Genomic DNA, 11593 nt, shown 5'->3' with positions numbered 1-11593 from the left:
GCAAACGGTGTCTTCGGGAAGGGCGTGGCCGGCGCTCCCGGCCAGGCCGTTTGCGATTGGAAGGGTCATCCCAGCGCTCCTGGGATGACCGTTTGCGATTGGAGCGCCGAAGCCCCCCTTCCCGACGCCACGTCCCGGCCGAGCGTCTTCGTCGGAAGGGTCGCGACTAAAGCGACCGTTTGCGATTGGGAAAGGATTGCCGACCTACGAATGCTTGAATCCATTCACCCGAGCCGAAGGCGCAGTTGGCGATGGCTCGCGAGGTCGTACGGTGTGCCTCCGTGCATGCTCTCTGGCGGCGTCACCGAGCAGTAACACTCCGCCCCTAAGATTGGTGGTTCCGTGTGCCGCCGCCTGTCAGCTCCTCGAGCGAATCGGGTGCGCGGCACGCGGTCCGACTTCACTCAGCGACTTCAGGAGAACAAATCCCGTGAAAACAAATGCCTGGAAAATTGTCATGCCTTTCGCCCAAGCCTCCGCCCTGACCGCCGCAGTCGTGGCCGCCGGCGTTCAGGCAACGGAACTCACCGGTTTTGCAATGCTGCCGGCCAACACGTTTGCCGTCGGCCCGACTTCCGGACAATTCGCCGGTGCAGGAGCTGGTGGCAACAGCCTGCCGTTGGTCGACAGGCAGCCGGTCCAGGGTTTTTCGGCCGTTCTGAGGGGGCCGACGGGCAATTCGTTCTACGTGATGACGGACAACGGTTTCGGTGCCAAGACCAATTCCGCCGACACCCTGCTGCGCCTTTACGCCATGCGGCCCGACTTCAAGACGTGGAACGGTCGATCTGTGGTTGGCAGCGGCAAGGTAAGCCCGGCCGAGTTCGAAACCGGCAAGAAGCTGAGGGCCTTCACCAGCAAGAGCTTTATCAGTTTGAACGACCCGGACCACAAGATTGGGTTTGACATCGTCGCCGGCATGGCGAACTACCCCAATGGCGCGAACGACATCCCCGTTGACTCGAGCATTCAAGCAAATCGACTGTTGACCGGCTCGGATCTCGACATCGAAGCGGTACGTAAGGACAAGAACGGCAATTTGTGGTTCGGAGAAGAATTCGGCCCGTTCCTGGTGAAAACCGACCACAAGGGCAAGGTTCTACGCAGCGAGATCGCCACCCCCAACATCCTTCCGCCTGGCTCCTCGGCCACCGGTCCGGACGTCATGTCGCCCCAGAACCCTTATCTCGGGGCAGGTATTCCTAACCTCGGCACCTCCCGTGGCTTCGAGGGCATGGCGATCAATCCGGCCGGCGACAAGCTCTACACGCTGCTGGAAGGCACCGTGACGGGCGATCCGGTTAAGACGCTGCGAATCAACGAATTCGACATCGATACGGAAAGCTACACGGGGAACAATTGGCTGTATCAGCTCGAAGCGGAAGGGACCAACATCGGCGACATGACCGCGATCAACGATCATCAGTTCATCGTCATCGAGCGTAACGGCGGCACCGCGACCAACGGCACGCCGTTCAAGAAGCTCTACCTGGCTGACATGGCGAGCGTCGCCAACGGCGGTTTGGTAAAGAAGACAGAACTGGTGGATCTGATGAACATCCCCGATCCGCACGACTTGAACCGCGACGGCAGCACCACCTTCACCTTTCCGTTCGTGACCATCGAGGACGTGTTGATCCTGAACCCAACCACCCTCCTGGTGATGAACGACAACAACTATCCTGGCACCGGAGGACGGGATTCGAATTCGGACAATAACGAGTTCATCAAAATCAAGCTGGATCACCCTTTGGACTTTCGCGGCCGCCGTCAGCATTAAGGCCCGATTTGCGCCTCAGCGATAGGGATTAGCACCGACGCGCCGGGGGCATCCGGCAGTCCCGGCCTAAAACCCAGCGATTCGCCTTGTCGGGCGTTGGGTTTTTGCCGCGATCCGACGCTATCTGCGATCTCCGGCTTGCCAACGGAGCGCCGAAGCCGCCCTTCCCGACGGTGCAGTTGGGCCAACGGATTCGTCGGCAAAGGCTTGCCGACCTACGAATGCTTGAATCCATTCACCCGAGCCGAAGGCGCCAACGACGTCCGCCAAGCACGTTTTGTCGTACGAGCGGGATGAAAACGCTCTAGCCGACACCATCCGAAACATCGAATCAGACTCGGTACAGATCGCTAAAGAACAGCCGACATGGCGCTTAGAGAACTCAAATCCATTGTTGCTTTCCTGTTGATCTTCGCCGGGCTTCAATGGCTTTACGGCCTTGGGCGCGGAACGGCCGTAGAGCGCCTGCTCATCGACATGCTGACGGTCCGGCCGAGCGTGGCACTGATCAACCTCATTACCCCCGGCGAAAACGTAAGGGCAGTGGGCCACAGCCTGGTGTCGCCCCATGCTCGGCTCAACGTGCTTAACGGTTGCGAAGGTATCGAAACGTTTTTCCTGCTGCTGGCCGCGATTCTGATCCATCGCACCTCCTGGCGGCACAAGCTGAGTGGCGCCGTCCTGGGCGTTGTGTTCGTCCATGGTCTTAATCAGGCGCGCATCGTGACGCTGTTCTACGCCTTTCGCTACGACAAGTCCCTGTTCAGCCTGCTCCACGGTTACATGCTGCCGGTGGTGTTGATTCTGCTGACGAGCCTGTTTTTCCTGGCCTGGGCCGTAGCCTGTAAAAAGGCTGCCAATGGATCGACTCTGCATGCTTAAGACCGGCGGGACCTTGGTTGTCGCTTACACGGTCTTGCTGGCTCTGTCGGTTTATCTGGGCGACGATTACACCCGGTTCTGGTTTCCGGAGTATCGGTGGGTGCTGAGCTGGGCGCTGCCCGAATTCGAAGTCGAAGATTTGACCCTGGCGATCGTTCAGGGCGATACGGTGGTCCGGGCCAAACTCACGGCGATCCATGTCTTCTACCTGGGGGACCGGGAAGTTCCCAGGGGAACCGAAATCGTTTGCTCGACGTTGGCCGGGCACGCCGTACTTCATCCCCTGCTCATGATTCCCTTGTGGCTGGCGTGGCCGGGATTTTCGCCAGCCTGTAGGCTCGCCGTTCCCATCCTGGCGCTGCCCGGATGGGCGGCGATCGAGGCGCTGGATATTCCGTTGATACTGGCGGGAAGCGCCTGGGATCTGCTGCTGTACCAATTAGCCCCCAACGAGTTGCCGCACTCGCCCATGGTCGCCTGGATGCACTTCATGAACGGCGGCGGGAGATCGGCCCTGTCCCTCGCCATCGGAATGCTGACGCTGGTCGCAAGCCAAACGATATTACCGTTTCGCCTTCGGGTGAGGAAGCGTTTCATCAAGTTTTTACCTTAGGACGTTAAGGTTTTGGCACTGCGTGTAAACCAAAACGGACGTGGGCATGAAATCTCGATTTCCTAACCAAGCACAGACGCCGAGAAAGATCGGAACCTATTGGGCTGTCGTATTGATCGCCTGGCTGAGCATGCAACCGATCATGGGGGCTGCCGCACTCCCGGTGTCGCAATCCGCCAGCAAGTCGAAAGCCCCGCCCGATGTCCTCGCTCGGCTGGAGGCGGGAACGCCGCAGGATCTGATCGTGTTGTTCGACGATACCGCCATCGAGAAGGAAGCAGCCGATCTTCGCGCCCAAAAGGGGCTAGGCTACGACGACGCGTCTATCCTGGCCTTCAAATCGGGCCGTTACCGTACTCTGAAGCAACGGGCCTTGGCGGCGCCCGGCGCTGCGGAGCGCGAGTTGCTGCGGGATTATGAGCATCTGCCCATGGCATTCCTGCGGTTTCGGACGGCGGGGGCCTTGCGAGCATTGTTGTCGCGTCCCGAAGTCAAAGCGGTCTATCCCGACCTCGTACTCCACCACAAGCTGAACGAGAGTCTGCCCCTGATCCATCAATCGATACCCATGGGCTCCGGTCGAAACGGTGCGAATACCACCGTCGCCGTGCTCGATACGGGCGTCGATTACACCCATTCCGCTTTCGGCTCCTGCACGGCACCGGGCGCTCCTTCAGGCTGCAAGGTGGTGGCGGCAGTGGATATCGCGGCCGACGATAATAACCGAGACGACAACGGCCACGGCAGCAACGTGGCGGGGATCGCGCTGGGCGTTGCGCCCGGAGCGAAAATTGCGGCCCTGGACGTATTTACCGGCTCAACCGCCTTCGGCAGCGACGTCATCGCTGGAATCGACTGGGCCATCGCGAACCGGTCGGCCTACAATATCGTCGCCATCAACATGAGCCTGGGCGCCGACACGAAGTTCACCAGTCCGTGCAGCCAGCTCTCCGGAGCGAACGGCAATCCGTTCCGGACGCCCATCGCCAATGCCCGGGGCGCCGGCATTCTCACCGTGGCGGCCGCCGGCAACGAGGCATACCTGGACGGGCTGCCCATGCCGGCGTGCACGCCCGAGGCGGTCTCGGTGGGCGCGGTGTACGACGCGAACCAGGGCCAAAAAGCCTGGTCCGTCTGCACCGACGCGACTACCGCAGCGGACAAGGTGGCCTGCTTCTCCAATACGGCGTCTTTTCTGACCTTGCTGGCGCCGGGCGCAATGATCAGCGCCGCCGGCTGGATCGCCGGCGGAACATCGCAGGCCACGCCTCATGCTGCGGGCGCGGTGGCCGTGCTGCGTGCGGCATTCCCTTCGGAGACGCTGGATCAGACCGTCGCCCGCCTGACCGGGAACGGCATCGCGGTCACCGACACCCGGCCTGCGGCTCCCATCACCAAGCCGCGCATAGACTTCACGGGCCTTTTTCCGGCCCCCGCCAACGACCGCTTCGCGAACCGCATCGCGCTGAGCGGCGCTTCGGGGCAAACCAACGGCTCGAACGAGTTCGCGAGCAAGGAGGCCGGGGAGCCCAATCACGCCGGGAACGCCGGCGGAAAATCCGTCTGGTGGACATGGACCTCGCCCGGCTCGGGCCAACTGGCGCTGGATACCTCGGGCAGCGCCGTCGATACCCTGCTGGCCGTCTACACCGGAACGGCGGTCAACGGCTTGGCGGCAAAAGCTTCCAGCGACGACAGCGGCGGGCCTCAGAGCCAGGTCGGTTTGGCCGTGCAGCCCGGAACGACCTACCAAATCGCCATGGACGGCAAAAACGGCGCCTATGGCACCATCGTCCTCCACTGGAATTTCATCGAGAACGCCGCGGATCTCTCGGTCACCTTGTCGGACAATCCGGACCCCGTTCTTCAAGGAGGCGAACTGGTTTATTCCGCCACCGTGACCAACCAAGGCCCCGCTGTGGCGGCCGGAGCGAGCCTGACCGACGCACTTCCGGCCGGCGTGAGTTTCCTCTCGGCGTCTCCCGGCTGTTCCCACCTGGCAGGTACGGTCACCTGCAACCTCGGCGACCTCCCGTCCGGCGGTTCCGCCAACGCAACGATCAGCGTGCGGGCCGATGCCGCGGGTTCCATTCAGAATACTATCCAAGCCGCTTCCGCCACGCCGGACGGGAATCCGGCCAATGATGCGGCCTCGGCCGACACCACGGTGACTGCCGCCGCCGATCTTGCGGTCACCGTGAACGATAGTCCCGACCCGGTCGCTGTGGGTGCTCAGCTCGCTTATCAGATCACCGTCATCAACTCGGGTCCCGCGGATGCTCAAGGCGTCACGGTGACTGATGCGCTTCCCTCGGGTGCGGTTTTTCTATCCGCCTCGGCCAACTGTACGCACAGCACTGGGGTCGTAAGCTGCGATCTGGGTCCGCTGACGAATGGCGGAGCCGGCACCGCTTTCATCAACGTTCAGCCCGTCGCCGCCGGCAGCCTGGTCAATTCCGTCAGCCTGAGCAGTCCGACAGCCGATCCGAATTCCGCAAACAACAGCGCCGGCGCGTCGACCACGGTCAATGACGCTTTCCCGCCTGAATCCGGCAACGACGGCGATATTCCCACGCTACCCCAATGGGGCATGGTGGTCATGGGCGCGATGCTCTGGCTTGGTCGCCTCGTGACGAAACGGATTATTCCATAAGGAATCTCTGATTAAGTCCTTCGACAGGCCTGTCCTGAACCAATCTCCGAACGGGCTTCCGTTTCGGAAACTGTCACGTGACCTTCAAACGGCGGTCACAAACGGCCGTTACCGTGTCTTCGCTCTACGGGACCGGCAGATTTTCCGTTGAAAGCCCCCGTGATCGATTTCTCCGAAACAAAATTCCAAAAGGACAACAACATGATGCGCAAGGTATTGACCGGCGCGGTGCTTGCGGCGCTGGGCCCTGCCGCGTACGCCGCGACGCCGGTTTTCATCAATGAAATCCACTACGACAACGCCGGGACGGACGCTGGCGAAGCCATCGAGATCGCGGGGCCGGCCGGCACCGATCTGAGCGGCTGGAAAATCGTCCGCTACAACGGCAACGGCGGCGGCACGTACGCCACGCCCGCCGCGACCACGTCCGAAACCCTTTCCGGGACGATTCCGGACCTGGGCGGTACCGGCTACGGCGTGATCACGATCGCTTACAACCAGGACGGATTGCAGAACGGCGCCCCGGACGGCATCGCCCTGGTGGATGCGTCCAATCAAATCGTTCAGTTTCTGAGTTACGAAGGAGTCTTCACGGCCACCAACGGGCTTGCCAACGGCCTCACCAGCACCGATATCGGCGTCGGCGAAAGCAGTTCCACACCGGTCGGCGGATCCTTGCAGCTCACCGGAAACGGCACTTCCTACGAGGACTTTGCCTGGGCGGCGTCAGGCGAGAACACCTTCGGTGCGCTCAATGCCGGGCAGTTCTTCGCTTCCGCTCCGCCCCCGCCATCCTCCGTCAGCCTGATCAGTACGGTGCAGGGTACCGGCCTGTCCAGTCCCGTCGCAGGTGCGGCCGTGACGGTGGAGGCCATTGTTGTGGGCGACTTCCAGGGCGCGACCGAATTGAGCGGCTTCTTCGTTCAGGAGGAGCCGGCGGATTACGACGCCGATCCCGCTTCGTCCGAAGGCTTGTTCGTCAATTCCACTATCGCTGTCGATCAGGGCGATTGGGTGCGGGTGACCGGAACCGTGACCGAAACCAACGGCCTGACGACGCTGAACGCCTCCTCGGTAACCGTACTCGCCAGCGGAAACCCGCTGCCGGCGGCGACGCCCGTAACCCTGCCCTTCGACGGATCGGCCACCGACCGGGAGCGCTACGAAGGCATGCTGATCAACTTGCCCCAGAGCTTGACCGTCACCGAAAACTTCCAGCTGGGCCGCTTCGGCCAGATCGTGGTGTCCTCGGACGGTCGCCTTCGGAATCCGACGCACGTCGCTTTGCCTGGCGCGGCGGCGAATGCGGTGGCGGCGGCCAACGACCTGAATCGGTTGTTCGTGGATGACGGCTCCAACGTCCAGAATCCCGACCCGGTGATTTTCCCGGCTCCCGGCTTGAGCGCCGGCAACACGCTACGGAGCGGCGACACGCTGACCGGCGCGACCGGGGTGATGAGCTACGCCTTCGGTGCTTTCCGCCTGCTGCCCACGGCGGAACCCCTGTTCGTGGCGGACAATCCGCGCCCCGCGGTTCCGCCCGCGTTGCCCGGCATCGGATCGCTCCGCATTGCCAGTTTCAACGTGCTGAACTACTTCAACGGCGACGGCTTCGGCGGCGGATTCCCGACGGCCCGCGGCGCCGAGAACCCGGCCGAGTTCACCCGCCAGAAGGACAAGATCGTCCCCGCCATCCACGGCCTGAACGCCGACGTGATCGGCCTCATGGAAATCGAGAACGACGACGATGCTTATCCGGCGATCCAGGATCTGGTGGACAGCCTCAACGTCTATGCCGGGTCCTCTCAGTACGCCTTCATCGACACCGGTATCGTCGGCACCGACGAGATCCGCGTGGCGCTGATCTACAAGCCGGCGAAAGTGAGCCCGGTCGGGTCGTTCGCGATCCTGGACTCCTCGGTCGATCCCGATTTCATCGACACCAAGAATCGGCCCGCGCTGGCCCAGACCTTCCTGGACAAGCTGTCCAACAAGAAGCTGACGGTGGTCGTGAATCACTTGAAGTCCAAAGGCTCGGCTTGCACCGACGTGGGAGACCCGGACGTGGGCGACGAGCAGGGAAACTGCAACCTGACCCGGACCGGGGCTGCCCAGGCCCTGGCCGACTGGCTGGCGGCGGATCCCACCGGGAGCGGCAACACCGATGCCCTGGTCATCGGCGATCTGAATGCCTACGCCAAGGAAGATCCCATCCGGACCCTGGAACAGAACGGCTTTACCAATCAGGTCGCGGCTTTCCTTGGCGAGGACGCGTATTCGTACGTGTTCGACGGCGAAGCAGGCTATCTGGATCATGCCCTGTCCAGTTTGACGCTCACTTATCAGGTCAAGGGCGTCGCGGAATGGCACATCAACGCGGACGAGCCAATCGCGCTCGACTACAACACCGACTTCAAGACGCCGGATCAGGTCACCAGCTTCTACAGTGCCGATCCGCATCGTTCGTCGGACCACGATCCGGTCGTGGTGGAAGTGCTGGTGCCGGGCGATCTCGACAAGGACGGCGACGTCGACGTAGCGGACCAGAACCGCTTCCGCTCCGCCTTGGGCAAGTGTTCGGGCCAATCCGGCTACTTGGCGGAGGCTAACTACGACGGCGTCGGCTGCGTGACCTATGCCGACTACCAGCGCTGGTATGGCCACTACGCTGCCTATCGTGTCAAGGCAGGCCTTTAAACAGCGATCGGCCGCCTCCTTGCAACGAGGCGGCCCTTTCCCCTAACTGGAGATAAACGATGTTGACTTTTAAAGCCCGCCTCGCAATTGCCATTCTGGGGCTATTGGCCGTGGCCCCTTCCCACTCGGCCGTGGTGTCGCTCAATTTGGTCGGGAATGCCCCCGTGCTGGTTGGCGACAGCTTCAGTATCGATTTAACGTTGACTCAGCCCTTCGATGGGTTGGACGCTTCCGATGAATTGCTGGCGTTCGGATTCGACACGGTGCTGAACGGTACCGCCGCTCAGTTCACCGGCGTCACGTATTCGCCGTCCTTCAGCGATGACAGCGGCCTGCTCGGACTGGATTTGGCGGGATCGGCCTTCCCCGGCATCCCCAATCTTCCGGCTAATCAGACACTGACTCTGGCGACGCTCAATTTCCAGGCGTTGTACGCCGGAAATATTGATTTGGGCGTGTTGGGCAATCCGTCCGAACCCAATCAAGGATTGTTCTTCAGCCTCTCGGGGCCGCTCGCCGCCAATGCCGGTCTGTCCTTGAGCATTCAGTCCAGCGCGGTTCCCGTACCGGCCGCCTTTTGGCTGTTCGCCAGCGGGATCTCGGGGCTGGTGGTGCGGAGTGCATGCCGAAAAAGTTGTACGATCGGCGCACTCAGTCTACGAAGATAGCCGTTGGGCCAACGGGTTTGTCGGCAAAGGATTGCCGACCTACGAATGCTTGAATCCATTCACCCGAGCCGAAGGCGCCAACGACGTCCGCCAAGCCTGTTTTGCCGTACGAGCGAGATGAAAACGCGCTAAGTCTACGAAGATAGGCTTTGATCCCAGCCGTTGCCAAAGCTAACCCGTCCCAATTCGCTCGGCTCTTCGTGTGGACGCGGGCCGGTGTACGGCTGGCGGAAACGTGATCAGGCTCCGAACCAAGGCCTTCCCGGCGGTTTTTCTCTTCGCCAAGCCCAAACGCGGCTTGGGCTTGGCTTACGAGCACCTCGAAGTTTTTCGAGGTGCCTGACCAACGGATGCAGGCGGCCGGGGACCAAGCGGGACCTGATCCGCCGATTCGACCTGGCGTATCGGCAGAGTGCCTTCGGTCTATCGCCATCCGCTGCCGCCGCGCCGCTTCCAGCACGAATGGTTTCCCCTCGCTGGCTCATCTCATCACCTGCGCACGAAGCTCGGCCTTGAACGGCTGTCTCGGTAATTTCGCCATCTCGTTCCACCACCAATCACCGGATTTACGCGATTGATGGTGTCCACTTTTTTGAGCCTGGCTCACTGGCTCATGGAGAAGGAGACTGGACAGAATCCACCTAATCGGTCTCCGACGAGTCATTTGTCATAAATTGATTACATAGATTTAACCAATCATTAACTGACGTGTAACAGTCTCGGCTTAATTTGACCGGGTATTTCGAAAAAATGAGCAAGGAGGCTTAGGTCGGTTACCGGTCACGTCAAGCTGTAGGACCAGCTGAACGTGTTTGCCGAAGAGCCACACCCGCCGTGAGGCGGGGCCGGAAAGCCACGGGTCTCGCGTTTGTCGAGATCGCCGGGCCGCCTCCCGAGTGATGGGGAGGACCGTGGCACCGCTCACCACCTGTGGGCAGAATCACGGACATCACTGTGAGTTCAACGTCAACACAGTGAAAAGGTAATTCGGATGAAACCAAGTAAGATCATTTCGGCGCTCGCTTTGACGGGCGTCGGATTCTCAAGTACTGCCGGTGCGGCAACCTTGCCGAACTGGGTGGGTACCGCGGACTACACCGTCGTGGGCGGTTCGGCCGGCGAAGCGGTCGGTCCCTTCGATACTTACGACTTCGCGGCGGGCGACGGCGGTCTGGCATTGCTCGTACCGGACACGATCGCCAATCCCTCCCAAATTACGGTGGGAGACATCTATTCAGGCGTGTACCAGTCTTACGTCACCAACCATCAGTTGGGCACCTCCACGGTGAGCAACCCCAAACTGAACGTCTCTTACGAGTTGACCACCCAGTCGGCTTTCCAAACACAAGTCACGAACGCGCAGAATCTGGGCAACGGGCTGTGGACCATCAACTTCCAGGTGTTGAGTGGCTCGCTGGACCTGTTTTTCGACAACGCCGTCAATCGCGACGTAACCGGTGACACGGGCATCACGGACGGCACCAATATTCTTAAGGGATCGGTGACGGGCGGAACCGGGGTCGTCACGGTAAGCACCCAGTTTCCTTCCGGTCTTGGCGTAACCTCGAGCGAATTTACCTTCGTCGGAAACACCAGTTTCTATGATTCGGCGGTATACGATCCCGATACCATCGGCGGCGGCCAGTCGTTGTTCTCCCTGTTCGTCAGAAACCCCACCGCACCTCCCGCCATCTCTTCCGTCGGCGGCATACCGGTTACATCGACGAGCATTCTCTACCAGGCGGATGGATCGCTCACGCTGACGGCGGTACCGGTTCCAGCGGCCTTCTGGCTGCTCGCTAGTGCCTTGGCCGGCATGAGCGTCATCTCTCGCCGTTCCAGCAAATTGGCTGCGTGAGCCTCGCATGGCAAGCCCATTTGGTGAATGGGCGAGGATTCGGTGCAAATCTGCTTCGCTGACTGCGGAAGCAGACGGCGCGGCCGAACGTCACAACCGGGCCGGCGCTTATCCCGGTCCGGTTCCTCGAGCCGACCGCCAGCCGGAACGGCCGAGGCCAGTGCTGCAATTATCATCCTCATGACGCAGCGTCGCTAAAAGTCCGCGACAACTCTTGAGGAACTTCACCCTCGGGCTCGAACACCGCGCGCGAGCCAGTTCGGCGCCGGCGAGCCCCCTCCGGCGCAGGGCTTCCAACAAGAGCTAGCCGACACCCGTTGTTTGTCCTCGGTGGCGGCAAAGTGGGTTTGTGCTGCTTGGCGCCAGGGAGCCGCGAGATCATCGGCGGCGTCGAAGTCCGGGATGAGCCGATCCGGCGGCGCGCCACGTGCGCGAACAGTTC

8 protein-coding genes and 1 riboswitch are annotated in these 11593 nt (G+C 61.4%); of the genes, 7 read left to right on the top strand and 1 reads right to left on the bottom strand.

Annotation, left to right across the window (positions count from 1 at the left end):
• Positions 1–496 precede the first annotated feature (496 nt).
• The 7 genes from ABJK70_RS12910 to pepA all read left to right on the top strand — a co-directional run bounded on the left by ABJK70_RS12910 (position 497) and on the right by pepA (position 11151).
• Positions 497–1780, top strand: coding sequence for an esterase-like activity of phytase family protein (locus ABJK70_RS12910; protein ID WP_347258175.1), 1284 nt, complete (start codon positions 497–499; stop codon positions 1778–1780).
• 366 nt (positions 1781–2146) lie between these two features.
• Positions 2147–2662, top strand: a complete 516-nt coding sequence (locus tag ABJK70_RS12905; RefSeq protein WP_077732368.1) for an archaeosortase/exosortase family protein — start codon at positions 2147–2149, stop codon at positions 2660–2662.
• The gene (locus ABJK70_RS12900; RefSeq protein ID WP_347258174.1) at positions 2655–3275 is read left to right on the top strand and encodes a hypothetical protein; all 621 of its coding nucleotides are present in this window, start codon (positions 2655–2657) and stop codon (positions 3273–3275) included. Before ABJK70_RS12905 ends, ABJK70_RS12900 begins: the two co-directional genes overlap by 8 nt.
• A gap of 46 nt (positions 3276–3321) precedes the next feature.
• On the top strand, positions 3322–5928 hold the full coding sequence (locus ABJK70_RS12895) for a S8 family serine peptidase (RefSeq protein WP_347258173.1): 2607 nt from the start codon (positions 3322–3324) through the stop codon (positions 5926–5928).
• 159 nt (positions 5929–6087) lie between these two features.
• A complete protein-coding gene (locus ABJK70_RS12890) occupies positions 6088–8625 on the top strand; it encodes an ExeM/NucH family extracellular endonuclease (RefSeq protein WP_347258172.1) in 2538 nt (845 codons plus the stop codon).
• Positions 8626–8684: 59 nt separating this feature from the next.
• Positions 8685–9293: a hypothetical protein gene (locus ABJK70_RS12885; RefSeq protein ID WP_347258171.1), complete on the top strand. Its 609-nt coding sequence runs from the start codon at positions 8685–8687 to the stop codon at positions 9291–9293.
• Positions 9294–10105: 812 nt separating this feature from the next.
• Positions 10106–10186: riboswitch (cyclic di-GMP riboswitch) on the top strand.
• A gap of 98 nt (positions 10187–10284) precedes the next feature.
• Entirely contained in the window at positions 10285–11151 is an 867-nt protein-coding gene (gene pepA, locus ABJK70_RS12880; RefSeq protein WP_347258170.1) for a flocculation-associated PEP-CTERM protein PepA, read from the top strand.
• A gap of 224 nt (positions 11152–11375) precedes the next feature.
• Here the strand turns inward: pepA and ABJK70_RS12875 are convergent.
• Positions 11376–11593 (bottom strand): hypothetical protein (locus ABJK70_RS12875; protein WP_347258169.1); only part of this gene is annotated, 218 nt, incomplete at its 5' end.

Origin of the sequence: Methylocaldum sp. (genome assembly GCF_039794385.1) — a bacterium.
Taxonomy (GTDB): Bacteria; Pseudomonadota; Gammaproteobacteria; order Methylococcales; family Methylococcaceae; genus Methylocaldum.
This window is presented reverse-complemented; position numbering and strand designations above follow the sequence as displayed.

Coding starts and splice junctions, on each gene's coding strand:
- ABJK70_RS12905 (WP_077732368.1), top strand. CDS start 2,147: ATGGCGCTTAGAGAACTCAAATCCATTGTTGCTTTCCTGTTGATCTTC.
- ABJK70_RS12900 (WP_347258174.1), top strand. CDS start 2,655: ATGCTTAAGACCGGCGGGACCTTGGTTGTCGCTTACACGGTCTTGCTG.
- ABJK70_RS12895 (WP_347258173.1), top strand. CDS start 3,322: ATGAAATCTCGATTTCCTAACCAAGCACAGACGCCGAGAAAGATCGGA.
- ABJK70_RS12885 (WP_347258171.1), top strand. CDS start 8,685: ATGTTGACTTTTAAAGCCCGCCTCGCAATTGCCATTCTGGGGCTATTG.
- pepA (WP_347258170.1), top strand. CDS start 10,285: ATGAAACCAAGTAAGATCATTTCGGCGCTCGCTTTGACGGGCGTCGGA.